The sequence below is a fragment of the Streptomyces deserti genome, from assembly GCF_054782695.1.
The window spans coordinates 883,046-907,380 of the sequence record NZ_BAAGRZ010000001.1 but is presented as its reverse complement, the minus strand read 5'-3'; the positions used below and the strand labels follow the sequence as shown (position 1 = coordinate 907,380).

Genomic DNA, 24,335 nt, shown 5'->3' with positions numbered 1-24,335 from the left:
GTGGCCGCGCGGGCGCAGTACGGGGCACTCGCCGCGGCGGCCGGCTCCGTCAAAGGGCGTACCGTGCACCAGACATCGTCCAAGGAACTCGTGAAGGTCCTCGGCCACGCTTCCTGAAGCGGCTGCGGCGGCGCTGAGCCGACTCGGCGTCACGCAGCGCAATGCCGAACTCCTGTGGAGTTACTCACAGCAATTGCTGGGGCGTCCGCGGAACCGTTTGACCGTCACCAGGAGTTCAAGGTGAATGACAGGTTGCGCGCACATATGCGGCGGAGGTCGCTCACCTTGCACTGCGGTAACCACAAGTGGGACCATTTCGAAGTTCCCTGTCGCCCCAAGGTAGGTCACCTGTGTCCCAGCACATAGCCAAGCCCCGTACCACCGCAGTGATCCTGGCCGGCGGTACCGGTCAGCGCGTGGGTCTGTCGATCCCCAAGCAACTGCTGAAGATCGCCGGCAAGGCAGTCATCGAGCACACCCTGACCACCTTCGAGAAGGCCGACTCGATCGACGACATCATCGTGCTGATGGCGCCGGGTTATGTGCCCGATGTCGAGAAGATTGTCGCGAAAGCCGGATTCAAGAAGGTTTCGCGGATCATCGAGGGTGGTTCCACCCGCAACGAGACCACCGAGCGCGCCATCGCCGCCCTCGGCGAAGGCCTGGCCGAGGGCGAGGACCCCAACGTCCTCTTCCACGACGCCGTGCGCCCCCTGCTGTCGCAGCGCGTCATCGACGACTGCGTCGCCGCGCTGGAGCGCTACCAGGCCGTGGACGTCGCCATCCCGTCCGCGGACACCATCATCGTCACGCGCACGCACGGCGAGGACGGCGAGTTCATCACCGAGATCCCGGACCGCTCCCGCCTGCGCCGCGGCCAGACCCCGCAGGCCTTCAAGCTGTCCACGATCCGCCGGGCCTACGAGGTCGCCGCGGGCGACCCCAACTTCCAGGCCACCGACGACTGCTCCGTCGTACTCAAGTACCTGCCGGACGTGCCGATCCACGTCGTCGCGGGCGACGAGTACAACATGAAGGTCACCCAGCCCGTCGACGTCTTCATCGCCGACAAGCTGTTCCAGCTCGCCTCCACCGCCGCGCCCGAGCAGAAGGGCGAGGAGGCCTACCGCGAGCTGCTGACCGGCAAGACCCTGGTCGTCTTCGGCGGCTCCTACGGCATCGGCAAGGACATCGCCGAACTCGCCGAGTCCTACGGTGCCACGGTGTACGCGCTGGGCCGCTCCACCACCGGCACGCACGTCGAGAACCCGGAGGAGGTCGACGACGCCCTGTCCAAGGCGTACGCCGAGACCGGGCGCATCGACTACGTCGTCAACACCGCCGGTGTGCTGCGCATAGGCAAGCTCGCCGAGACCGACAACGCCACCATCGAGGAGGCGCTGAAGGTCAACTACCTGGCCCCGGTGCAGATCGCGCGCTCCTCGTACAAGTACCTGGCCGAGACCAAGGGCCAGCTGCTGCTGTACACCTCCAGCAGCTACACCCGCGGGCGTGCCGAGTACAGCCTGTACTCCTCGACCAAGGCCGCGATGGTGAACCTCACCCAGGCGCTGTCCGACGAGTGGGCCGGTGACGGCATCCGCGTCAACTGCATCAACCCGGAGCGCACCGCCACCCCGATGCGCACCAAGGCCTTCGGCCAGGAGCCCGCGGGCACCCTGCTGTCCTCCGAGGCCGTGGCCCGCACCTCGCTGGACGTGCTGCTGTCGGAGCTGACCGGCCACGTCATCGACGTCCGCCAGCAGGACCCGACGGCGGGCGCGGCCCGGGCGTCCGGCTTCGAGCAGGCGCTGGCCTCGGTACTGGACCGTCAGGACGGCGTGTAATAATTGACGGTATATAGACTCCCGTAATTCAGGCCTCTGCGGGCACCCGTTAACGTCCAGGCGTTAAGAGGGTGTTCGCGGGGGCCTGAATCCGTAGTCTCGTAAATTTCACAGCAAATTTCACAGACCAGCCGCATTTCTGAACAAAACCGGCACTCCCCCTCCCAGAGCAGGTTCTCCGTGATATCCACCGCTATTCGCGTCGCCCGGGTGGGCAGCGCGGCCGAGCTGGCCGCGGCGGTCTTCATGATGGCGGGCTTCCCCGTCCTCATGCTGGCCGCGCTCGTCCCGAGCGTCCCCGCCTTCGCGGCCGCGGCCGCCGTGACGTACCTGGCGGACCACTATCTGCACCGCAAGGGCAGTTACCTGATCAACCGCCTCAGCAAGGTGCGGGCCGGCCTGTCGATCCGCTTCCTGATCCGGCAGCTGCTGCTGATCCTGCTGCTGGCCCGGCTGTCCCTCGCGGACAACCTGATCTACTACGGGGCGATCGCCTGCTTCATCGCCTTCTACGGCCTGCAGGCCCCGCACGGCGCGCTGGTCACCCTGATCCGCAACCGCCGCCGGATGCCGGTCGCCACCCGCAACGTGGATCTCAAGTCGCGCATCCGCATCCCGGACGCCCCGCCGCGCCGGCTGCTGCACCGCTCCGCCGAGAAGATGCTCCACCTCGACCTCGCGGCGGTCGTCGGCATCCTGGTCTCCGCCGCTCTGGACTCGGCCGCTTTCGGGTTCCTCGGCATCGGCATCACCCTCGGCCTGAGCACCGGCTACGTCCTCGCGCTCATGCCGTACGTGCGCGGCCGGAAGACCCCGCCGAAGGCCGAGGCGGTCCTGGCCGCCGTCGACGACTGGCTGCGCGAGTACCGGCCGGAGACCGTGCTGTACTTCTCCGGCTCCAAGGACTCCGCCTACCAGGTCAACATGTGGCTGGAGACCATGGAGCAGCTGGACTCCAAGCCGCTGATCATCCTGCGCGAGCGGGTCATCCTGGCCAACCTGGCGCCCACCACGGTCCCCGTCATCTGCGTGCCCGGAGGGGTGCACCTGATGAACATGGACCTGTCCACGGTGCGGGTCGCGCTGTACGCGGCGAACGTCGGCAAGAACATCCACATGCTGCGCGTGCCCACCATGAAGCACGTCTTCATCGGCCACGGCGACAGCGACAAGCTCGCCAGCGTCAACCCGTTCAGCAAGGTGTACGACGAGGTGTGGACCGCCGGCCGCGCGGGCCGCGACCGCTACGCCATCGCCGACGTCGGTGTCCGCGACGAGGACATCGTCGAGGTCGGCCGCCCGCAGCTGGCCCCGATCCAGACCTGGCAGGGCGTGCCCGAGGGACGTATCCCCACGGTCCTGTACGCGCCGACCTGGGAGGGCTGGGACGACAACCCGGGCAACACCTCGATCCTGCTGGCCGGAGAGAACATCGTCCGCCGCCTGGTCACGGCCGACCCGCCGGTCCGCGTCCTGTACAAGCCGCACCCCTTCACCGGCACCCGCAGCAAGGACGCCAAGGACGCCCACCAGCGGATCACGGCCCTGGTCGAGAAGGCCGCCGCCGAGCGTGCCGCCGACCCGCGCTTCACCGCCGATGCCGCCGCCCAGGCGCAGGCCAGGGCCGAGATGGCGCGTATCGAGGCCCGGATCGCCCAGCTGGTGGGCGCCGGCTCCGACAAGGGCGACGAGGCCGAGGCCACCCGCGACGGCATCGTCGACGTCCACAAGCACCAGGAGATCGCCCGGCTGCGCGCCGAGTGGAACACCGCCTACTGGGGTTCCTTCCCCGCCTGGGAGCACCGGGTCATCACCGGCGCCGAGCCGCGTCTGTACGACTGCTTCAACGTCTCCGACGCGATGGTCTCCGACATCTCCAGCGTGGTCTCCGACTTCATCGCGAGCGGCAAGCCGTACGCGGTCACCGACTCCGCCGAGCTCGGCGTCGAGGAGTTCAAGCGGCAGAACACGGCGGTGCGCGCCGCGGTGATCCTGTCCAACAGCGCGGTCGAGCTGGGCGAGCTGCTCGGCGCGGTCCGCGACCCCGCGTCCGACCCGCTGGCGGAGGACCGCAAGGAGCTCAAGCAGTACCTGCTGGGCCCGGACGAGCCCAAGTCCATCGACCAGTTCAACACCGCCGTCGCCAACCTCGCCCTGAAGGCCGAGGCCCGCAACGTCGGCCAGGCGAGCCGCACCGCGGCCGGCGGCGCCGAGGCGGAACTGGCCAACGCCGTGCCCGGGCAGCGGGTGTCGTCGGCCGGCGACACGGACGGCGTCGGCGCCGGCTGACCAGCCCCGCGCCCTCACACAGGGCTCGGCCCCGAGGAATGTCCCTCGGGGCCGAGCCCTTTCCCCGCCCTCACCCGTATCCATGGGTGCTCTTACCGAGGACGCCTACGGTGCTTCCTGTCGGTTCACCATGTGAGGTGAGTCACCACAACAAGGGTTTGAGGCAACCGCTTGCCGGGGTCACCCGTCTTCTAGGTAGCGAATGAGGCGATACGGGGAAATAGCCCGTTGACAAGGGGGAAACGTGACGCAGCCTGATGTCAGTGTGATCATCGGGGCGTACGAAGCGATGCCGTATCTGGTCGAGTGCCTCGCCTCCGTCGAGGCACAGACCATCGGCCCGGAGCGCATCGAGGTCATCGCCGTCGACGACGGCTCGACGGACGGCACGGGGGAGTACCTGGAGGAGTTCGCCGACCGCGCGCCCATGCCCGTCACGGTGATCCGGCAGGAGAACTCCGGCGGCCCCAGCGGCCCGCGCAACGTCGGCCTGGGCAAGGCGGCCGGGCGGTACGTGTTCTTCCTCGACGCCGACGACCGGCTGGGGCCCGAAGCACTGGAGCGGATGGTCGCCATGGCCGACCGCGCCGGCACGGACGTCGTCCTCGGCAAGGTGGAGGGCGTCAACCGCACCGCGCCTAAGTCGATGTGGGGCAGGACGCTGGAGCGCACCGACGTCTTCTCCTCCAACATCAAGTTCACGCTCAGCGCGCAGAAACTGTTCCGTCGCGACCTGCTGACCCGCCACGGCATGCGGTTCGACGAGTCGCTGTTCACCGGCGAGGACGCGCTGTTCACCATGGAGGCGTACCTGCGCGCGAACGGCGTGTCGGTGATCTCGGACTACACCTGCTACTACCTGGTCGGCCGCGACGACGGCAAGCACGTGACCAAGAGCGGCAGTTACACCCTGCGCTTCGACTCCGCGCGCGCCCTGATGAACCTGATAGCCGAGCAGGTGCCCGCCGGCGGCCGACGCGACCAGCTCATGGTCCGCCCCTTCCTCGTCACGCTGCTCCCGCAGTTCGGCCCCAAGTACCTCAAGGACAGCGAGGAGATACGGCGCCACAAGTTCGACCTGGCGAAGCCCCTGATGGACGCCTACTGGACCGAGGGCGTCGCCCACCGCCTCAAGGTCCACGAACGCCTCCGACTGCACCTGGTCGCCGAGCAGCGCCCCGACCTCCTGCTCGACGTCGTGGAGTTCGTCCGGGCCAAGAAGCAGGCCCCGGCCCTCCTGGAGAAGAAGGGCCGCCGCCTCTACCTGGTCTACCCGCACTTCCGCGACCGCGCGGCGGGCATCCCCGACTCCGTCTACCTCGCCGAGCCCCGCGAGGCCCGCGCCTTCCCCGGCTACCGCGAGGGCAGTCTCGACTCCTTCCTGCGCCGCGCGACCCGCAAGGCCCGCCGGATGCTGACCTCTCCGAAGCGGGCCAGGCCGGGCGGGACGGCTGCGGCGGCCTGAGCCATACGCCCCGCGGGGCGACACGGGCTTCGGGGCGTCGACGCGGGAGTGTGGACGCCGCCCCGGGGCGCAGCGCCGCTCCGGGTGGCCTCCTGGGGGGAGTGGTGGACTACCGCGCCGCCTCGGCCTCCCGCGCGGTCACGCGCTCCTCACCGGCCGCCCGCCGCTGCCCCGGAAGCTCCGCCGCCAGGCGCTGCGTCATCCGGGACCGGTGCTCCCGGGCCGCCGTGCACAGGGCCTGGACGGCCGCGTTGAAGCGCTCCTGGGACGGCGGCTCGGCCGGGCCCAGCAGGCGGAGCTTCAACGCGGCGCGTGCCGACGCCAGTTCGTCCCTCTCCGGGTGCCGGACCGTCTCCAGGAGCTCCGGCACCCCCGCCGCGTCCGGCGTCAGCACGGTCGCCGCCGCCACCGTCGGGCAGGCCTGGCGGAACGCGTCCTCCGGCAGCCCGCTGGTGTTCGCCACCGCGTACGGCTTCCCGCTGGCCAGGAAGTCACTGATGACGCTCGACACGTCACTGATCAGCAGGTCCGCCTGGTTGAAGCAGGAGTACAGCGCGGGCCGGGCGTCCGTGACGACCTGGTGCTCCCCCTCGGGCAGCGAGGCCCAGTACGCCTCCTCCCAGGCGGCCGTGGCCCGCGCCACCGCCTCCGCCCGCCCCGGCTCCGGCGCGGACTGCACCAGCATTCGCTCGACCTGGTCGGCCCCGGAACGGAACACGGCCGTGGTGAGGCGGTCCAACTCCGCGGTGCGCCGGGCCAGTTCACCGCCGTCGGCAGCGGGCCGCGCTCCCACCCGCTCCCGGTTCGCCGCGCGGATCAGCTCCCGGATGCGCAGGTCTGCCGCGCCCGCCCGCGGATCCACCGACCCCGTCAGCGGATGCGGCTTGTACAGCAGCCGCACACCCGGGTCCGCGAGCAGCGCCCGTACGAGGTTCTCCCCGGCCTCGATCACCGACGTGTTGCCGGGGTTGCCGTCCCAGCCCTCCCAGGTCGGCGCGTACAGCACCGTGGTGAACGGCCCGGCGGGCGGGCCCGCGTACGGCTCTACGGCGTCCAGTTGCGGGCGGCCGATCTCCACCACGTCCTTGTCCTCGATGCCCACGTCGGCCAGCGCGTACCGCTCCCGCGCCGCCGGACCGGCCACCCACACCTCGTCGTACGCCTTCGCGTACGGGTTGCAGGACGACAGCTTGTCGCTCTCGCCGTGGTTGACGAAGGTGTGCTTGATCGTGGGGAGGCGCAGCACCTGCGAGGTCTTGCCGGAGTTCGACGGGTGGATGAGGACCTGGAGCGTGGAGTGCTCCAGGCGCATCAGCGTGGACACCTTCGGCAGGCAGACGATCGGGACGTCGGTCGCGGCGATCTTCTGCACCATGAAGCGTTCGCGCAGGATGATGACCGGTTTCCCGTCGAGCTCGGCGAGCGGTTCCAGCCACATGTTCGCCTGGTACGCGGAGGACGCACCGCCGGAGAAGTACAGCCCGACCGTCGGCCGGTACGCCGCCAACCACCCGTCGAACCACTCCAGCACCTCCTGCTCACCGGCCGGACGGCGGCCGGGCAGCAGCCGGAGCAGCAGCACGCCCAGGCCCGCCAGCGCCAGGCCGAGGGACACGGCGAGGCCCAGGGCGCCGTACAGCGGTGCGTCGGTCACCGCCGTGGCGAGCAGCCCGGCCGTCGCGGGCAGGCCGAAGGCGAGCAGCCGGTGGCCCGGGCGGCGCAGCAGCACGGGCGGGGCCGGGGACAGCCGCAGCGCCGAGGCGTCGATGTTCCGGGTCACCACCGGCAGCGTCCGGGTGTGGCGCACCAGCACCGAGACCGCCTGGATCGCGCAGTGCAGCGCGTAGAAGACGAGCAGAGCGGCGACCAGCGGGGCGTACACCGATTCCCGCTCCTGCTCGCCGAGCCGCAGCAGCCCCACGACCAGCAGCAGGTCCCGCAGCACATGCCGCACGGTGAGGTCGGCGTGCGACTTCGCGAACAGTGACAGCATGCCGCGCTGCCACCGGTACAGGACGCCCTCGGCGGCCAGCGACGCGGCGGTCGCGGCGAGCAGCAGCGGCACGTGCGGCAGCAGCGCCGCCACGGCCTGCGCGCCGTAGGCGGCGGCCAGCAGAACCGTGACGAGCGCCTTGGCGGCGGCCGGCCGCCGGGGGAGCCGTAGGGACCGGCCGGCGGGGGCGGGCGTGTGCTGTGGGTCGGGGGCCGGGCGGCGAGTGGTCGGCTGCCGTCGCCGGGGCAGGGGTACGGGCACTGCGGTCACTCCAGGTTCGTCGCGGGACGGGCGCCCGGGTTAACGCGTACCGACCTCCGGACGACACGCGCGTGTCCTTCCGGCCCTGGAGTGACCGCCGGATGTTATGGGCTCCCTACTGCCGCCCCGCCTGCAGCGCCCGCCGCAGCGGGCGGCCCACCACGCGCCGCGCCCGGCGGTACACCGAGCTCGTCACGGGCGTGCTCCCGGTGCCCTTGGCGCCGGCCTTGGCCCGGGCCAGCTCCCGCTTCAACCGGTCGTTGTCCGTGGACAGTTCGGTGACACGGCTGTGCAGCCAGCCGAACCGCGAGGTGAGCGAGGCCAGATCGGTGTCGTTCCAGGGGCGGATGCCGGGCGGGAAGGACAGCGACCGCATCCGCGCCTCGAAGGCCGCCCCGCCGTCGCCGTGCGTGAAGGTGTTCTCCAGCCCGTTGCGGTCCAGGAACGCCGTGAACCGCTCGAAGCGCGCCTGGTGATTGCCCGTCAGCGCCGAGAAGTCGGCCTCCTCGTACAGCCGTGCCGGGTCGATGTCCTCGGGCAGTTTGTCGATCCGCCGGTGCGGGATGTCGAAGTAGCGGCACAGCTCCAGCGTGCGCGAGTCGCCGCACAGCACGGTCGCGGGCGTACCGGCGAGCAGCGCCGCGATGTTGCCGTGGATACGGGAGCCGAAGGAGAAGTCGAAGGCGCGCAGATCGTCGATCCAGGTGACCGGGTCGATGTAGACGCGGACCTTGTCCTCCCGGTACATCGGGTGGTCGGGATGTGTCGGCATCGCCGTCACCCGCCCGTTCGGGTCGGACAGGTCCCGCCAGTGCAACTGCCGTGCGTCACTGAGGTTCTGGCCGACGAAACGCAGGTGCGGGTAGCGGGCGTGGGTCTGCCGGATGATCCGGTCCAGGCCCTGCTTCTGCACCGCGTTGTGCGAGCCGTTGACCGCGATCCGGGAGTCGGCCGTCAGCTCCGAGTGCCGCTTCTGTACGGCGAGTTCCTTGCCGTACAGGAACAGCGACGGACAGCCGATGATCTCCACGTCCCGGAAGCCCAGGTCGTTCAGGTACTTCTCGGTGAACTCGCCCCGCACCCCGATCGAGGCGCTCCGGTCGAGCACCGCCGAGACGAAGTCGCGCACGGCGGGCTCCATCGGCTTCAGCCGCGCCGGGTTGTAGCTCACCCCGGCCTGCGCGCCGACACCGAGGACGACCACCGGGATCTTCAGCTTCCTGATCAGCCGCGTCAGCCGTTTCAGCTGCGGTTCGAACGACGGCCGGAAGGCGTTGGCGAGCGGGACGACGAAGGCGTCGTACTCCTCGTTGATCCGGCCCGCCGCGGCCACGTCCGTCCGTATGCCGTTCGAGACCACCTCGGTGTGCGGTGTCTCCAGAATCTTGTGCGCGGCGTCGCTGAAGATGAGGTTGCCGGAGTTGGTGGCGATCACGTCACGGTGGAGGGCGTCCTCCACGGGCACGACGTCGTAGGGGCTCTTCCCCGAGCGGAGGAGGATCCGCTTTACGCTGCGAACGTTGTGTGGCACAACGTTAAAGATATGTTTGCGAGGTCTTTGATTTCTATAGGCAACCAACGCAACCTTTTTGCCGTAAGCGGCACGTGAGCAAAGAGGGACGAACAGTTACGCAGCGCGCCTGCCGGACCCTGTCCGGAGGCTGGACCGATGCGCGCCTCCCGATCCACTTCGCGTAGATTGCCGGACAGGGAAGCGGACGCGCGCGAGGGGAAAGAGCACAGGTGGCAGGGGCAAGGCAGGCTGTGAGCGAAGCCCGCAGGATCGTCGTCAAGGTCGGGTCCTCCTCGCTGACCACCGCGTCGGGCGGTCTGGACGCCGACCGGGTCGACGCGCTCGTCGACGTCCTCGCCAAGGTCCGCAGCGGCGGGGAGAAGGAGATCGTCCTGGTCTCCTCCGGCGCCATCGCCGCCGGCCTCGCCCCGCTGGGCCTGCGCCGCCGCCCCAAGGACCTGGCCCGCCAGCAGGCCGCAGCCAGCGTCGGCCAGGGGCTGCTCGTCGCCCGCTACACCGCCTCCTTCGCCCGCTACGGCGTCCGCGTCGGCCAAGTGCTGCTGACGAGCGACGACATGAGCCGCCGATCCCACCACCGCAACGCCTCCCGCACCCTCGACAAGCTCCTCGCGATGGGCGCCTTCCCGGTCGTCAACGAGAACGACACCGTGGCCACGGACGAGATCCGCTTCGGCGACAACGACCGCCTCGCCGCCCTCGTCGCCCACCTCGTCCGCGCCGACCTGCTGGTGCTGCTCTCCGACGTGGACGGCGTCTACGACGGAGACCCCAGCAAGCCGGGTACGTCGCGGATCGCGGAGGTACGGGCGCCTTCGGATCTGGCCGGTGTGGACATCGGCAGCACCGGCAAGGCCGGCGTCGGCACCGGCGGCATGGTCACCAAGGTCGAGGCCGCCCGGATCGCGGCCGCCGCCGGCATCCCCGTGGTGCTGACCAGCGCGATCCACGCGGCCGACGCGCTGACCGGCCAGGACACCGGCACCTACTTCCACCCCACCGGCAGGCGCTCCGCCGACCGGCTGCTGTGGCTGCAGCACGCGTCCACCCCGCAGGGGTCGCTGACGCTGGACGACGGTGCCGTACGGGCGGTCGTGGAGCGCCGCAAGTCGCTGCTGCCGGCCGGGATCGCCGCCGTCGAGGGCGAGTTCAGCGCGGGCGACCCGGTCGAACTGCGGGACACCGAGGGGCACGCGGTGGCCCGCGGGCTCGTCAACTTCGACGCCAAGGAGATCCCCCGGCTGATCGGCCGCTCGACCCGGGAACTCGCCCGCGAGCTCGGGCCGGCGTACGAACGCGAGGTCGTGCACAGGGACGACCTGGTGCTTCTGCATCCGTAGGCGGGTCCGTGGGGGATCCGTCCGGGCGTGGGGGATCCGTGCGGTGGTCTGGAGGGGCTCCGTTCGGGGGCCGTGCGGGGGCCGGAGGGGGTTCTGCGGGGGCCGCGGGGGCCCGTATGGAGGTCCGTGGTGGATCCGTGTGGGGGCCGTGGCGGATGTGTGCGGGGGTCCGGAGGGGATTCGTGCAGAGGTCCGTGGCGCGCGAGTCCGGCGGGCATCCGTAGGGAGGTCCGTGGCGGATCCGTTCGGGGGCCGTGGCGGATGCCTGCGGGGAGTCGTGGGGAGTCCCGGAGGCATCCGTGCGGAGTCCGGAGGGATCAGTACGGGAGATCCGGAGAGGCCCGTACGGGGAGCCCGCAATGGGCCGAAACGTCCGACCCCGGTGGTGGACGTTCCGCAAAACCGCCACGCGATCCCTTGCGGGCTGCTCAACTTTGTCTCAGGGACCCAATCCGCACGAGCACCGCTGTGTAAAGGAGGCCGTCGTGAGACGAGTGCGCCCAGGGACGACGGCGTCCCGCGGTGGTGCCGGTTCCCGGGCGGCCGGCGAGGAGCGCGCCCTGACGAGCGTCGCGGCGGGGGACCGGTTCCCGGGCGAGGAGCCGGAGGACATCCCGCGTCTGTGGCACGTCACCCTCAGCGTCTCCGGCCGGGAAGCCCCGCTGGAAGAGGTCCGGCGCGCCCTGGAACAGCTCGCCCACGACCACCCCTTTCTGCTGACCAGCAGATACGCGGGCGACCACGCGGAGATCCGGTACTGGGAGGAGGCCCGCGACCTGCACGACGCGGCCGCCGTCGCCCTGCGCCTGTGGGGCGAGCACCGGCAGACCGCGGGGCTGCCGCCCTGGGAGATCGTCGGCCTGGAGGTCATCGACCGTGCGACCTACCACCAGCGCATCGCCGAGGGCTACGGGCCGCCACCGGCGTCGCCGGTCGGAGTCCACCCCTTTTGATCCCCGCTCGGGGCTTGCCGACCTCCTCGCGGGGTTTGGGACGCTTCATCCTGTCTCGGGGTGTGGAACGGCCGGTGAACTGGCCTCGCGGGCGCACTACCCTTCCCTCATGACCACGCTTTCGCCGTACGACTCGATGTCCCCGGTCACCCAGGCCGCCTACCGCGCCAAGGCCGCCGCAGCGACCCTCGCTCCGCTGCCGCGGGCCGAGAAGGACGACGCGCTGCTCGCCATCGCGGACGCCCTGGAGGTTCGTACGAGCGAGATCGTCGAGGCCAACGCCAAGGACGTGGCCAAGGCCCGGGAGGCCGGCACCAGCGAGGGCATGATCGACCGGCTCACGCTCACCCCGGAGCGGGTGCGCGCCATCGCCTCCGACGTGCGCGACGTGGCCGCGCTGCCCGACCCGGTCGGCGAGGTCGTACGCGGCTCCACGCTGCCCAACGGCATCGACCTGCGCCAGGTCCGCGTGCCGCTCGGCGTCGTCGGGATCATCTACGAGGGCCGGCCCAACGTGACCGTCGACGCCGCCGCGCTGTGCCTGAAGTCCGGCAACGCGGTGCTGCTGCGCGGCTCGTCCTCGGCGTACCAGTCGAACACCGCGCTCGTGCGCGTCCTGCGGGACGCGGTGGGCGGGGCGGGCCTGCCCGCCGACGCGGTGCAGATGGTCCCCGGCGAGAGCCGGGACAGTGTGCGTGAGCTGATGCGCGCCCGGGGCCTGGTCGACGTGCTGATCCCGCGCGGCGGCGCCTCCCTGATCAACACCGTCGTCCAGGAGTCCACCGTCCCGGTCATCGAGACCGGCACCGGCAACTGCCACGTCTACGTCGACGCGGCGGCCGACCTCGACATGGCCGTCGAGATCCTGATCAACTCCAAGGCCCAGCGGGTCGGCGTCTGCAACGCCGCCGAGACCCTGCTGGTCCACCAGGACATCGCCCCCGAGTTCCTGCCCCGCGCCCTGGACGCCCTCGCGGACGCCGGAGTGACCGTGCACGCCGACGAGCGTGTGATGGCGTACGCCAAGGACTCCAAGGCGACCGTCGTGGAGGCGACGACCGAGGACTGGGAGACCGAGTACCTGTCGTACGACATCGCCGCGGCGGTGGTGGATTCGCTGGACAAGGCCGTGGAGCACATCCGGCTGTGGACCTCCGGCCACACGGAGGCCATCGTCACCACCTCCCAGCAGGCCGCCCGCCGCTTCACCCAGTTGGTGGACTCCACCACGGTCGCGGTGAACGCCTCCACCCGTTTCACCGACGGCGGCCAGTTCGGCTTCGGAGCGGAGATCGGCATCTCCACGCAGAAGCTGCACGCCCGCGGACCCATGGGTCTGCCCGAGCTGACCAGCACGAAGTACATCGTGACCGGGGACGGGCACGTACGGCGCTGAGGCGCGGGCGGCAGGCGCCCGTGGGCGGCGCGCGCGCCGTACGGAACCGCGTGAAAGCCGTCTCACCAGCCGGATGAATTTCCATACCGTCTGCCCAAATTGATCCCCCAGGTCTACTCTGGATCCGTGCCGGAGGACGTGGGGGGCACGCCGTTCCCTGACGGCTGGGAGCCCGACGACGACCACGACCGCGGGGTGTCGGACGAAGAGTTCGCCTCCGTGGTCTTCGACGAGGCCTTCGTACGCGCGGCCGTGGTGCACGAGCCGACCGCCGTGGAACGCCTCCTGGCCGCCGCGCAGGCGAGAGCGGAGGCCTCCGAGGCCGAGGCACGCCGGGCCCACGCCAGAGGCGAGCGCTACGACGACGGGTACGGCTCCGACGAGCGCGGCGATTTCGGCCATGACCCCGACTTCGACGACCTGGACGACCCCGACGTCCTGGAGGACCGCTACGGCGCCACCGGGCCGTACGGCAAGCAGGTCCGCTGGCACCGACCCGTCGCCTGGATACTGGCCCTCGTGATGGGCATCGGCATGGTCGCGCTGGCCTTCACGGCCGTCTACCGGGGCGCCTCCTCCAGTCGCGAGGACCAGGTTCCGCCGCCCGCCTCGACCGGCCTGGAACAGGGCGGCACGGCGACCCCCTCCGCGTCCGCCGACTACTCCCAGCCGGCCGTCTCGGTGCTTCCCCCCAGCCCCTGAACGGAGCCCGGCGGACCCGTCGGCGATACCCGGGCGATCCTGTTGAGAACCTGTCAGAACTTGTCGTGTAGCAGGGCGTTTACCTGGCCTCCCGGCGACCTACTCTGAAGATATGGGAGGGCCTGGAGACCCGCCTGAGGGGACACCCGAGGGAGTCCCAGGAGGTGGAGAGGACGAGTACCGGTCCGTCGTCTTCGACGAATCGTTCGTCCGTGCTGCCCGCCTGCAGGAGTACTCCGCCCAGGAGCGCATCGCCGACCACGCACCCGCCGTACGCCGCCGCCCGCCCCTGCGCCGCGGCCTGTCCCGGCAGGCGCTGATCCTGGTCGTGCTGATCGCCCTCGCCTTCGGCACGGCGATCTACATGGGCGTACGGCACCCGTACCAGACCCCCGCCGCCCAGAAACCCGCCGAGCCCCTGCGGATGACCGTGATCCCGCTCGCCCCCCAGGGCAAGGTGCCCGGCACTGCCGACGTCGAACAACTGTACGCGCGCAGTCCCGCCGCACAGTTCCGGGTCGGTGCGGAGGGCATACCGCTGCCCGCCTCCCGGCGCACCGCGCACTTCTCGGACAGCCAGGTCGTGACCGCCCTGACCACCGCCAAGGACTACATCGTCCGGTCCGCGCTCGACCCGGACGCGGTCACCGGCGGGCAGGTCCGCTCCGCGCGCGTGCTCCTCGACCCCGACCAACTCGACCAGTTCGACCAGAGCTTCACGCGCCCCACCGCGGACGGCCGGCACGCGCCCACGGGATGGCTCGTGCGCATCGACCCCTCCCGCGCCGAGCTGGCCGACCGGAAGATCCGGGTCCAGGGCACCCTGCAGGCCGCCGAGGCCGACTCGTCCACCCTCGAGGTCACCGCGGACCACACCTTCGTCTACGCGCTGCGGCCGCCCGGCTCGGGTGACAAGGCCGAGGCCTCCCTCTTCACCGTCCGGCGCGAGCTGCACTTCCGCTTCGACCGCGACGACCTGCGCCTCCACCAGGCCCAGCTCGTCGTCTCCTACGTCCAGGCCGGCCCGCTGTCCTGCGCCGAGGACTCCACGAACCACCTGCGCCCGCTGCTCGCCGGCCAGACGGCCAAGGAGGGCGGCCCCGCCGGCACGGACCCGTACGCCACGGGCAGCGCCACGGCCCTGTGCGGCTCACTGGCGACGAGCGCACAGCCGAGGGTGTAGCGGGCCCCTGCCGGGTGCTGGGAGGGAGGGGCGAGCGGGTGCTTGCCGAGGCGTGGCCGTGAGGTGTGGGCGGGCCCCTGCCGGGGCTGTGAGAGGTGAGCGGGTGCCTGCCAGGGCGTGGCTGTGGGGTGTGGGTGAGCCGTGCCGGGGCGTGGCCGTGCGCAGGTAGGGCAGAACGCCGGGCCCGGGTGCGTAGCGGGCCCTTCGGCCTGGGCCTCTGGGGGCCGCCCTGGCCACCGAGCGGCGGGTCGGATACGCAGGAGCGGGCCCGGTGGTCCTGCGGGTCTCGGGGCCCGCCCTGGACGCGCGGCGCCGGTGTCTCAGCCCTCGTCGCGCGGTGGACGGTCGTCCGGGGTGTCCGAGGGGCCCGGGCTCTCCGGGCCTTGAGGAGGCTTCGGGGCGGAAGCCGTGAAGCCGCCGAAGCCGCGGCGCACCCGGTCGCCCAGGTCCCCGGCGCCGCCGGCGATGTCGCTGACGAGCTTCATCAGCGGGTCCTTGGAGCCCTTCACGTTGCTGGCGTAGCTCGACGCGGACTCCCGGAAGGAGTCCCGCACCGAGGTGTCCTTGTCCTCGTCCCGCCGCGGGTAGTGGCCGTCCATGAGCCGCTGGTAGTCCCGGGACTCGGCCCACTTCTTCAGCTCGGCTGCCCGCACGGCGGTGAAGGGGTGGGTACGGGGCAGCACGTTCATGATCTTCAGGACGGAGTCCCGCAGGTCGCCCCCGGCCTCGTACTCCTCGGCCTGCGCCAGGAACGCGTCCACGTTCATCTCGTGCAGGTGGTTGCCGCCCGCGATCTTCATCAGGCCCCGCATGGAAGCCTGCAGATCCTGGCCCACCAGCAGTCCCGCACGGTCCGCGGACAGCTCCGACTTGCGGAACCACTCCCGCAGCGCGGTCACGATCGCCATGATCGCGAAGTTGCCGAGCGGGATCCACGCCACCCGGACGGCCAGGCTGGTCAGGAACAGCAGGATCGTGCGGTAGACCGAGTGCCCGGACAGCGCGTGCCCCACCTCGTGGCCGATGACCGCCCGCATCTCCTCCTCGTCGAGCAGCTCGACGAGCCCCGTGGTGACGACGATGATCGGCTCGTCCAGGCCGATGCACATCGCGTTCGGCTGCGGGTCCTGGTTGACGTACATCGGCGGGACCTTCTCCAGGTCCAGGATGTAGCAGGCGTCCCGCAGCATGTCGTTCAGATGCGCGAACTGCTGGTCCGAGACGCGGACCGAGTCGGACAGGAACAGCAACCTGAGACTGCGCTCCGGCAACAGGCCGCTGAGGGCCTTGAACACCGTGTCGAAGCCGCTCAGCCTGCGCAGCGCCACCAGGGCGGAGCGGTCGGCCGGATGCTCGTACGCACGCGAGGAGATTCCGGGGAAGCGCCTGCGCTGCCTGCTCGGCACGTGCTCGTGCCCGTTGTGCTCATGGCCGTCGGACATGTCTTCCCCCATGTGCGTGTGGATGGACCTTTGCGGACCCTTGTGCGGCCCTTTGCGTCCCCGAGGCAGAGCCCAGCCTAGGCGGAGATACCGTGGACGGGCAGTACAGCGAAGGAGACCGCGTCATGGAGCGCAACCCCCCAGCCGCCTGGCTCACCGAGGCCGCGAGCGCCGCGGAGCAGCAAGGGGCCGGGAATCTGCTCCGGGTCGTCCTGATCGTGATGGTCGTGGGCTGTGTGCTGACCGCGTGGTTCCTGCTGCGCGGTTACAGACAAAAGGACGACTGAGGCACCGGGAAGGTTCCCCCGCCGGGTCCGCGCGCCGCCGGACCCGGTGGCGGCTCCGTGTGCCGTAAGGGCGGAGTCGGCGTGATCGTCGTCGGGCACCCCGCTTACGATGAGCCGACGTCTTTATCCCGCCCACACGTGATAGGTCCTGCCGAAGATGAGCTTCCACAGCACCGCTGCCCAGTTGGTCACCCTCGCTGCCGAGGGCCAGGAGCACAGCGGCAACCACGAGAGCATCAGCCCCTACCTCACCGGCGGCGCCGCGCTGTTCATCCTGCTGCTCCTGCTGTGGATCACCACCCGCTTCAACCGCGACCGCTGAGCCCGCGGAGCGCCCCTGCGCGGGACGCCCCGGGGGGATCATGGGGGCACCTCCCTGCTCGAGCGAAGCCGAGAGCTCGGGGGACGCCGTGGCCCTCAGGCCGGGCCGGTAGGGTCTGCACGCATGGGAGAGCAGGACATGCCTACCGGTCCGGCGAACGACACGCCGAACGACACGGCACAGGACGCGGTGAGCGGCGAGCGCCGCACGGCACCCCGCCGTGCCGCCGACTCCGGAAGCGGCCCCTCGGCATCGGGCAAGCGCCGCCTCGGCGTCATGGGCGGCACCTTCGACCCGATCCACCACGGGCACCTCGTGGCGGCCAGTGAGGTCGCCGCGGCCTTCCACCTCGACGAGGTGGTCTTCGTCCCGACCGGCCAGCCGTGGCAGAAGACCCACCGCAAGGTCTCCCCGGCCGAGGACCGCTACCTGATGACGGTCATCGCGACCGCCGAGAACCCCCAGTTCTCCGTGAGCCGCATCGACATCGACCGCGGCGGCCCCACCTACACCGTGGACACCCTGCGCGACCTGCGCGCGCTCAACCCGGACACGGACCTGTTCTTCATCACCGGCGCCGACGCCCTCGCCCAGATCCTCACCTGGCGGGACAGCGAGGAGCTGTTCTCCCTCGCGCACTTCATCGGGGTCACCCGGCCCGGCCACCACCTCAACGACCCCGGGCTGCCGGAGGGCGGCGTCTCCCTCGTCGAGGTCCCCGCGCTCGCCATCTCCTCCACCGACTGCCGTGCGAGAGTCGCCAAGGGCGACCCCATCTGGTATCTGGTGCCGGACGGAGTCGTGCGTTACATCGACAAGCGCCAGCTGTACCGCGGCGAGTGAGCCGAGAGGGGCACCGGTGAACGACCGATACGACGCGGGGTACGGCGCCGACCAGCCGGGCTATGGGGGTGACCCGTACGAGCTCGTCGGCTACGACGAGTACGGCCGGCCCGTCTACCGCCAGGTCCCCGCCCAGCAGACCGGGCAGCAGACGTACGACCCGTACACGCAGCAGCACGGGCAGCAGCAGGGCTACGGCTACGACCTGTACGCCACGGGACAGCAGCAGCCCGCGCCCCCGTACGGCTCCTATGACACCGGCCGGCAGGCTCCCGCCCCCTCCTACGACCCCTACGGCAGCGGGGGACACGGTGGCGCCGGAGGCACCGGGACCGCGACGCCGTACGACCCGTACGGCCAGGCCGGCCAGGCCGCGGCCGGCGGCCCGCAGCCCCGGGTCGCCGAGCAGACCGCCTACATCCCGCAGCAGGCCGGTCCGGCGGACGGGGAGGAGACCACCGCCCGGGCCGAGGGCGAACGGGAGTACCACACCGAGCAGTTCGCCTTCGTCGAGGAGCCCGATGACGACTCCGAGGACGTCATCGACTGGCTGAAGTTCACCGAGAACCGCACCGAGCGCCGCGAGGAGGCCCGGCGCCGCGCACGCGCGCGTGTGATCGCCCTGGTCGTCGTCCTGGCCCTGGTCGCGGCCGGTGGCGTCGGCTACCTCTGGTACGCCGGGAAGCTGCCCGGCCTGTCCTCCTCCGGCTCCAAGACCGACACCGCGACGCCGGCCGGCGCCCAGAAGCGCGATGTGATCGTCGTCCACCTGCACGACACCAAGAAGGGCGGCACCTCCACGGCGCTGCTCGTCGACAACACCACCACCAAGCAGGGCACGACCGTCCTGCTGCCCAACTCCCTCGCGCTCACCAGCGACGACGGCACCACGACGACACTGGCCAAGTCGGTCGAGGACGACGGCTCCGACGGCACCCGCCAGGCCCTGGACACGGCCCTGGGCACCGACATCGAGGGCACCTGGCGGCTGGACACCCCCTACCTGCAGAACCTCGTCGACCTCGTCGGCACCATCGACATCGACACCAACACCGACGTGCCCGACCCGGCCGCCGAGAAGAAGGGCGAGGCCCCCCTGGTCAGCAAGGGGCAGGACCAGACCCTCAGCGGCAAGATGGCCGTCGCCTACGCCACCTACCGCGCCTCCGGCGAGGCCCAGAACGCCCAGCTGGAGCGGTTCGGGCAGGTCATGCAGGGCGTGCTGCGCAAGATGACCTCCGACCCGGCCGGCGCGACCACCACGATCCAGACACTGGGCCAGATCATCGAACCGCCCCTGACCGACAAGGACCTCGCCACCTTCCTGGCCCGGCTCGCCGACCTCGCCAAGGGCGGCGACTACAAGACGGCCCTGCTGCCCGTCCAGACCGACGGCACGCTCAGCGCGCAGGCCAGTGCGAGCGTGGTCGAGGACGTCCTCGGCGGCACCGCGAAGAGCCCCGACAAGGACGCCGCCGTCAGCGTCTCCGTGCAGAACGCCAGCGGTGTGAAGGACAACACGGAGAAGGCCCGCGTCGTGCTCCTCAACGGCGGCTTCACCTTCCTGGAGGGCGGTACGGCCTCCGCCTCCCAGGCGACGTCCAAGGTCACCTACTCCGACGCCGCCGACAAGGAGAACGCCACGGAGGTCGCCAAGACCCTGGGCCTGCCCACCAGCTCCGTCACCAAGGGCAAGGTGTCCGGGAACGCGAACGTCTCGGTGGTCCTCGGCCAGGACTACGAGCCGTCGTCGTAGCCCGCACCGCTTCCGCAGCGGATGCGAGCCGTCCCTCGCTGCCGCGTCCGGGGCCGTGTCACCGCCGGTGGCACGGCCCCGCGCGCCTGCTCCGACAATCATGTGGGGTGCTCACGGCGGTCCGTGAGACCCTTGATGACAAGAGACCGCCGACCGAAAGCCGTGTAGTGACCGCAACCGACCGCTCTCTTGAGCTCATCAACACCGCCGCCCAGGCGGCCGCCGACAAGCTCGCGCACGACGTCGTCGCCTACGACGTCAGTGATGTGCTGTCCATCACGGACGCCTTCCTGCTCGCCTCCGCGCCCAACGACCGCCAGGTCAAGTCGATCGTCGACGAGATCGAGGAGCGGCTCCTGAAGGAACTCGGCGCCAAGCCGGTGCGCCGCGAGGGCGACCGCGAGGCCCGCTGGGTCCTGCTCGACTACGTCGACATCGTCGTCCACGTGCAGCACAGCGAGGAGCGCGTCTTCTACGCCCTGGAGCGGCTGTGGAAGGACTGCCCCGAGATCGAGCTGCCCGCCGACGCCCGGGCGACCCGCGGCAAGGCCGAGGAGCACGCCAAGCTGCAGGCGGCCGAGGAGGCGGCGGAGCTGGGCGGTGAGTGGCGGTGAGCGCCACCGGTGAGGTGACCGCCGGCAAGCCGGGCCGCGGCCGCCGCATCATCCTGTGGCGGCACGGCCAGACCGCGTGGAACGTGGAGCGGCGCTTCCAGGGCACCACGGACGTCGAGCTCACCGAGACCGGCGTCGCCCAGGCCCGCCGCGCCGCCCGGCTGCTCGTCGCCCTCAAGCCGGACGCGATCATCGCCTCCGACCTGAAGCGGGCCGCGAACACGGCCGCCGAGCTCGCCGCGCTCACCGGCCTGGACGTGACCCTCGACGAGGGCCTGCGCGAGACCTACGCGGGCGTCTGGCAGGGGCTGACGCACGAGGAGATCATCGCCCGGCACGGCGAGGAGTACGCCGCGTGGAAGCGCGGTGAGCCGGTGCGCCGCGGCGGCGGCGAACTCGAGACCGAGGTCGCCGACCGCGCCGCCCCCGTCGTGCTCCGGCACGCCGAGAAGCTCCCCGACAACGGCACGCTCGTCGTGGTCAGCCACGGCGGCACGATCCGCACCACCATCGGCCGCCTCCTCGGCCTGGATCCCCACAACTGGGAGAGCCTGGGCGGGCTCACCAACTGCTGCTGGTCCGTCCTCGGCGAAGGCGCCCGCGGCTGGCGCCTCCTCGAGCACAACGCCGGCACACTGCCGGAGCCGGTGCTCGGCGACGACGACTGAGGCACCCGGGGCCGGCCTTCGGCCGGTGCAGCCGGGCCCGGGACCCGGATTTCACTTTCCGGCAGGTCGCAGGCTAAAGTTCTTCTTGTTCGCCCCGCCGAGCGGGGCGAAACACCATGCGGCTCCGCCGCGTGGCACCAGGGGCTATAGCTCAGTTGGTAGAGCGCCTGCATGGCATGCAGGAGGTCAGGAGTTCAATTCTCCTTAGCTCCACTCGATCGACACTCTTGAGTTGTCAAGGATCAGTTGATCAGAATCCCGCTCCCTGCAGGGAGCGGGATTTTTCGTGCAGCCGAGCCGCCCGCCGCTCCGTCTCCGCGTCGTCCGGCGAGTAGACGACGATCCGGCACTCCGGCATCCCGTTGATCGACAGGGACACCGACGTCATCCGCAGCTCGCCCGCCTCCGCGTGCCGGAAGACCTTCACCCGCCGCCCGGGCCGAGCCACGTCCCCGCTCTCCCACAGCCGCGCGAACAGCGGGCTCGCCGCCGACAGCCTGCGTATGAAGTCCTCCCAGAGACGCTCCCCGGCATGCCGGCCGTACGCGGCGCGCAGGGTCGCCACCATCAACGGCAGCTCCTCGTCCCGGAACACCAGCGGGCAGTCCTCCTCCGGTTCCGTGAACAGCGTCCACAGCGCGTTGGGCGCCCCGTCGAAGCGCGTCCGCCCCGAGAAGGAGAACACGTCCCGGTAGGCGCCGTTGGTGGCGAGGATGTCGTAGCGCGCGTTGTAGACCACCGCCGGACGCGGGTCGAGGGCGTCGAGGATGCCCCGGATCTCCGGGCCCACGCTCTGCGCCGAGGGCTCCGGAGCCGGCGTGTACGGCACCTCCGCCAAGTGGTACAGATGCTCCCGCTCCGGCGCGTCGAGCCGCAGGGTGCGCGCCACGGCGTCCAGGACCTGCGGGGAGGCGTTGATCGGCCGGCCCTGCTCCAGCCACGTGTACCAGGTGACGCCCACGCCCGAGAGCTGGGCGACCTCCTCCCGTCGCAGCCCCGGTGTGCGGCGCCGCAGTCCCGGTGGCATGCCCACGTCGGCCGGTGTCACCCGGGCGCGCCTGCTGCGCAGAAACGCGGCCAGCTCGGGCCGGCGGCGCTGTGTCGTCCTCATCGTCACATCCCCCATCGTCGACGCCCGACTCGTCCCTGCCAGGTGCTGTCAGTACCAGCATCAGCGGGCACTCACTACCCGTACCGGGCTGTCGCCAGGCTCGACGGCATGACGACAACACCCCGAACAGGGCCGGGTCCCGCACCCGTGCCAAGTCCTGTGAACAGTAAAGACCCCGGCACTGACAATCGGCCCCGGGCGCTGCTCCCGGTCCTGCTCGCGGCCCAGTTCATGGCGCTGCTCGACGTGTTCATCGTGAACGTCGCGGCCCCCACCATCGGCACCGAACTGAACGCCTCCGGCGCCGACTTGCAGCTGGTCGTCGCCGGATACGCCATCACGTACTCGGTGCTGCTGATCACCGGTGCCCGGCTCGGCGACCGGTTCGGCCACGGCCGGGTCCATCTGGCCGGGCTCGCGCTCTTCACGGCCGCCTCGCTCGCCTGCGGCCTGGCGCAGGGCGCCGCCGAACTCATCGTGTTCCGGCTGGTGCAGGGCGCCGGCTCGGCCCTGATGATCCCGCAGGTCCTCAGCCTCATCCAGCGCGCCTTCACCGGCGAGGCGCGGGCGAAGGCGCTCGGCGCGTACTCGGCGGTCCTCGCCGTCGGCGCCGCGGCCGGGCAGGTGCTCGGCGGAATCCTGGTCAGCGCCGACCTGTTCGGCACCGGCTGGCGGCCGGTGTTCCTCGTGAACGTGCCCGTCGGCATCGCCCTGCTGCTCCTCGGCAGGCGCGTCCTGCCACGGGGTGGCGCGGCGGCGCCCGAGCGGGCGCGCGGCCTCGACCTGCCGGGCCTGGTGCTGCTCGGCGCTGCCGTGTCCCTGCTCACCGTGCCGCTGGTGCTCGGGCAGGAGGAGGACTGGCCGCTGTGGACCTGGCTGTCGCTGGGCTCGGCCGTGGTCGTGTTCGCCCTGTTCTGCGCGTACGAGGCGCGGCTGGCGCGGCGCGGCGGCGCCCCGCTGATCGCGCCCCGCGTGCTGCGCCACCCCGGCGTCGGGCTCGCCGTCTTCCGCATCCTCGCGGTCATGGCCGTCAACGGCGGCTTCCTGTTCGCGCTCACCCTGCACGTCCAGGGCGGGCTCGGCTACAGCGCGCTGCGCGCCGGGCTCACCTTCGCGCCGACGGCGGTCGTCTTCGGCGTCGTCGGACTGACCTGGCGAAACTGGCCCGCGTCCTGGCAGCGGGCGCTGATCCCGGCCGGATTCGCGCTCACCGCGCTGTCCGTGGCCGGGGTCGGCCTCGTGCTGGACGGCGGCGACGAGGGCGGCGCCCTGGTGTTCGCCGCGTACGCCGGCGTCGGGACGGGGCTCGCGCTCGCCTTCAGCCCGACGCTCACCCGGGCGCTGGCGACCGTACGGCCCGAGGACGCGGCGGACGCCGGCGGACTGCTCGCGACGGTCACCCAGCTCGGTCAGCTGATCGGAGTCGCGGCGTTCGGCACACTGTTCCTGAACCGGCTTGAGTCACTTGGGACCCTGGAGGCGTATACCTCTGCGGAGGCGCTGACAGCGTGTATGTTCGCGCTGGCCGGGACGGCTGCGGCGGGTGCCGTGTCCGGACTGGTACTGGGGCGTCGCTGACCGTATTGGTCCAGCCGTGGCAGAATCAAACGGCCGGAAGGGGGCGCGGCCCTACGGGAGGGAGTTGCGATGCCTGCGAGCATCCGCGAGGAGGTCGATCACCTCCTCGGAGCATCGTTGACACAGGAGACGTCCACTCGCCTCAGCTGCCCTTCCTGCGGTTCCGCGTTCGTCGCCCAGGTTCTCGGCGACAACGGCGGGATCTCCTACGTGTGCACGGCCTGCGGCCACAGCTGGAGCTGATCGATGGGTGCACACAGGCGGAAGTGCGACTGGTGCGGCAGCGGGACCCCGATCGTCCGTGACATGGAGCCGATCAATCCCGACTACCAGTACTGGTGCGAGGAGTGCGCGCGGGCGCTGATCATAAAGGGCGACCCGATCGAGACGTACCGCGAACTGGAGGGCGAGCCGATCTACGGCCGGCTCCTGGAGGAGCACTGCACCCTCAAGCGGTTCTACTCGTTCGTCACGGCCTGAACGGGACACCGGGGGCCGACATCAGGGTCGAATCCGGACGGAACGGAAACGATTTGGTGTTGGGCCCCGTGGACCGTGTAAAGTTGGCGTCGCCGCCAGGGAAACCGGGCGACGAGGTCGATACGCGGATCCACCGCGTGGCCACCAGGGGCTATAGCTCAGTTGGTAGAGCGCTTGCATGGCATGCAAGAGGTCAGGAGTTCAATTCTCCTTAGCTCCACAGAACTCGAAGGCGGACCATCCCGACGGATGGTCCGCCTTCGGCGTATGGCGG

The 24,335-nt window shown here is 70.9% G+C and carries 21 protein-coding genes and 2 tRNA genes; 19 read left to right on the top strand and 4 right to left on the bottom strand.

Annotated elements, in window-relative coordinates; translation table 11 throughout:
- The first annotated feature begins 350 nt into the window (after nt 1-350).
- From ACYVMZ_RS04100 to ACYVMZ_RS04090, 3 genes are all read left to right on the top strand, one after another.
- Nucleotides 351-1,847, top strand: coding sequence for a D-ribitol-5-phosphate cytidylyltransferase (locus ACYVMZ_RS04100; protein ID WP_461075479.1), 1,497 nt, complete (start codon nt 351-353; stop codon nt 1,845-1,847).
- A 180-nt stretch (nt 1,848-2,027) separates the two neighbouring features.
- Nucleotides 2,028-4,136: a hypothetical protein gene (locus ACYVMZ_RS04095; protein ID WP_461075477.1), complete on the top strand. Its 2,109-nt coding sequence runs from the start codon at nt 2,028-2,030 to the stop codon at nt 4,134-4,136.
- Nucleotides 4,137-4,380: 244 nt separating this feature from the next.
- Nucleotides 4,381-5,601, top strand: coding sequence for a glycosyltransferase family 2 protein (locus ACYVMZ_RS04090; protein WP_461075475.1), 1,221 nt, complete (start codon nt 4,381-4,383; stop codon nt 5,599-5,601).
- Nucleotides 5,602-5,710: 109 nt separating this feature from the next.
- On the opposite strand, the gene ACYVMZ_RS04085 is transcribed toward ACYVMZ_RS04090, so the two are convergent.
- A complete protein-coding gene (locus ACYVMZ_RS04085) occupies nt 5,711-7,717 on the bottom strand; it encodes a hypothetical protein (RefSeq protein ID WP_461076335.1) in 2,007 nt (668 codons plus the stop codon).
- Nucleotides 7,718-7,970: 253 nt separating this feature from the next.
- Nucleotides 7,971-9,386 (bottom strand): polysaccharide pyruvyl transferase family protein, encoded by a 1,416-nt coding sequence (locus ACYVMZ_RS04080; RefSeq protein WP_461075473.1) that lies wholly within the window; start codon nt 9,384-9,386, stop codon nt 7,971-7,973.
- 233 nt (nt 9,387-9,619) lie between these two features.
- Here ACYVMZ_RS04080 and proB point away from each other — a divergent pair, with 233 nt between their 5' ends.
- The 5 genes from proB to ACYVMZ_RS04055 all read left to right on the top strand — a co-directional run bounded on the left by proB (nt 9,620) and on the right by ACYVMZ_RS04055 (nt 14,960).
- Nucleotides 9,620-10,726, top strand: coding sequence for a glutamate 5-kinase (gene proB / locus ACYVMZ_RS04075; protein ID WP_461075471.1), 1,107 nt, complete (start codon nt 9,620-9,622; stop codon nt 10,724-10,726).
- A 494-nt stretch (nt 10,727-11,220) separates the two neighbouring features.
- Nucleotides 11,221-11,679 (top strand): hypothetical protein, encoded by a 459-nt coding sequence (locus ACYVMZ_RS04070; protein WP_461076333.1) that lies wholly within the window; start codon nt 11,221-11,223, stop codon nt 11,677-11,679.
- A 109-nt stretch (nt 11,680-11,788) separates the two neighbouring features.
- Nucleotides 11,789-13,075, top strand: a complete 1,287-nt coding sequence (locus ACYVMZ_RS04065) for a glutamate-5-semialdehyde dehydrogenase (protein WP_461075469.1) — start codon at nt 11,789-11,791, stop codon at nt 13,073-13,075.
- Nucleotides 13,076-13,201: 126 nt separating this feature from the next.
- A complete protein-coding gene (locus ACYVMZ_RS04060) occupies nt 13,202-13,777 on the top strand; it encodes an SCO2584 family spore wall biosynthesis protein (RefSeq protein ID WP_461075467.1) in 576 nt (191 codons plus the stop codon).
- Between the two features lie 112 nt (nt 13,778-13,889).
- On the top strand, nt 13,890-14,960 hold the full coding sequence (locus ACYVMZ_RS04055) for an SCO2583 family membrane protein (RefSeq protein WP_461075465.1): 1,071 nt from the start codon (nt 13,890-13,892) through the stop codon (nt 14,958-14,960).
- A 320-nt stretch (nt 14,961-15,280) separates the two neighbouring features.
- On the opposite strand, the gene ACYVMZ_RS04050 is transcribed toward ACYVMZ_RS04055, so the two are convergent.
- A complete protein-coding gene (locus tag ACYVMZ_RS04050; RefSeq protein ID WP_461075463.1) occupies nt 15,281-16,402 on the bottom strand; it encodes a M48 family metallopeptidase in 1,122 nt (373 codons plus the stop codon).
- Nucleotides 16,403-16,527: 125 nt separating this feature from the next.
- Here ACYVMZ_RS04050 and ACYVMZ_RS04045 point away from each other — a divergent pair, with 125 nt between their 5' ends.
- From ACYVMZ_RS04045 to ACYVMZ_RS04015, 7 genes are all read left to right on the top strand, one after another.
- On the top strand, nt 16,528-16,689 hold the full coding sequence (locus ACYVMZ_RS04045) for a hypothetical protein (RefSeq protein WP_461075461.1): 162 nt from the start codon (nt 16,528-16,530) through the stop codon (nt 16,687-16,689).
- 157 nt (nt 16,690-16,846) lie between these two features.
- Complete coding sequence (locus ACYVMZ_RS04040; protein ID WP_461075459.1) at nt 16,847-17,011, top strand: hypothetical protein; 165 nt, start codon at nt 16,847-16,849, stop codon at nt 17,009-17,011.
- 123 nt (nt 17,012-17,134) lie between these two features.
- The gene (nadD, locus tag ACYVMZ_RS04035) at nt 17,135-17,854 is read left to right on the top strand and encodes a nicotinate-nucleotide adenylyltransferase (protein WP_461075457.1); all 720 of its coding nucleotides are present in this window, start codon (nt 17,135-17,137) and stop codon (nt 17,852-17,854) included.
- Between the two features lie 16 nt (nt 17,855-17,870).
- On the top strand, nt 17,871-19,610 hold the full coding sequence (locus tag ACYVMZ_RS04030; RefSeq protein ID WP_461075455.1) for an LCP family protein: 1,740 nt from the start codon (nt 17,871-17,873) through the stop codon (nt 19,608-19,610).
- 167 nt (nt 19,611-19,777) lie between these two features.
- Nucleotides 19,778-20,224, top strand: a complete 447-nt coding sequence (rsfS, locus tag ACYVMZ_RS04025) for a ribosome silencing factor (RefSeq protein ID WP_461075453.1) — start codon at nt 19,778-19,780, stop codon at nt 20,222-20,224.
- Nucleotides 20,221-20,892 carry a histidine phosphatase family protein gene (locus tag ACYVMZ_RS04020; protein WP_461075451.1) on the top strand — a complete coding sequence of 224 codons (672 nt, stop codon included), beginning with the start codon at nt 20,221-20,223 and terminating at the stop codon, nt 20,890-20,892. Before rsfS ends, ACYVMZ_RS04020 begins: the two co-directional genes overlap by 4 nt.
- A gap of 140 nt (nt 20,893-21,032) precedes the next feature.
- Nucleotides 21,033-21,105: transfer RNA gene (locus ACYVMZ_RS04015), tRNA-Ala, on the top strand.
- Nucleotides 21,106-21,142: 37 nt separating this feature from the next.
- Here the strand turns inward: ACYVMZ_RS04015 and ACYVMZ_RS04010 are convergent.
- A complete protein-coding gene (locus tag ACYVMZ_RS04010) occupies nt 21,143-22,003 on the bottom strand; it encodes a helix-turn-helix transcriptional regulator (RefSeq protein WP_461075449.1) in 861 nt (286 codons plus the stop codon).
- A gap of 213 nt (nt 22,004-22,216) precedes the next feature.
- On the opposite strand from ACYVMZ_RS04010, the gene ACYVMZ_RS04005 reads away from it, so the two are divergent.
- From ACYVMZ_RS04005 to ACYVMZ_RS03990, 4 genes are all read left to right on the top strand, one after another.
- Nucleotides 22,217-23,581 carry an MFS transporter gene (locus ACYVMZ_RS04005; RefSeq protein WP_461076331.1) on the top strand — a complete coding sequence of 455 codons (1,365 nt, stop codon included), beginning with the start codon at nt 22,217-22,219 and terminating at the stop codon, nt 23,579-23,581.
- 69 nt (nt 23,582-23,650) lie between these two features.
- On the top strand, nt 23,651-23,824 hold the full coding sequence (locus ACYVMZ_RS04000) for a hypothetical protein (protein WP_461075447.1): 174 nt from the start codon (nt 23,651-23,653) through the stop codon (nt 23,822-23,824).
- 3 nt (nt 23,825-23,827) lie between these two features.
- Complete coding sequence (locus ACYVMZ_RS03995) at nt 23,828-24,061, top strand: hypothetical protein (protein ID WP_006136074.1); 234 nt, start codon at nt 23,828-23,830, stop codon at nt 24,059-24,061.
- A 147-nt stretch (nt 24,062-24,208) separates the two neighbouring features.
- Nucleotides 24,209-24,281, top strand: a tRNA-Ala gene (locus tag ACYVMZ_RS03990).
- Nucleotides 24,282-24,335: the final 54 nt, after the last annotated feature.

Excerpts from the sequence above, each read along its gene's own strand:
- ACYVMZ_RS04065 (WP_461075469.1), top strand. The coding sequence starts at position 11,789 with ATGACCACGCTTTCGCCGTACGACTCGATGTCCCCGGTCACCCAGGCC.
- ACYVMZ_RS04055 (WP_461075465.1), top strand. The coding sequence starts at position 13,890 with ATGGGAGGGCCTGGAGACCCGCCTGAGGGGACACCCGAGGGAGTCCCA.
- ACYVMZ_RS04050 (WP_461075463.1), bottom strand. The coding sequence starts at position 16,402 with ATGTCCGACGGCCATGAGCACAACGGGCACGAGCACGTGCCGAGCAGG.
- ACYVMZ_RS04045 (WP_461075461.1), top strand. The coding sequence starts at position 16,528 with ATGGAGCGCAACCCCCCAGCCGCCTGGCTCACCGAGGCCGCGAGCGCC.
- ACYVMZ_RS04040 (WP_461075459.1), top strand. The coding sequence starts at position 16,847 with ATGAGCTTCCACAGCACCGCTGCCCAGTTGGTCACCCTCGCTGCCGAG.
- nadD (WP_461075457.1), top strand. The coding sequence starts at position 17,135 with ATGGGAGAGCAGGACATGCCTACCGGTCCGGCGAACGACACGCCGAAC.
- ACYVMZ_RS04010 (WP_461075449.1), bottom strand. The coding sequence starts at position 22,003 with ATGAGGACGACACAGCGCCGCCGGCCCGAGCTGGCCGCGTTTCTGCGC.
- ACYVMZ_RS04000 (WP_461075447.1), top strand. The coding sequence starts at position 23,651 with ATGCCTGCGAGCATCCGCGAGGAGGTCGATCACCTCCTCGGAGCATCG.
- ACYVMZ_RS03995 (WP_006136074.1), top strand. The coding sequence starts at position 23,828 with ATGGGTGCACACAGGCGGAAGTGCGACTGGTGCGGCAGCGGGACCCCG.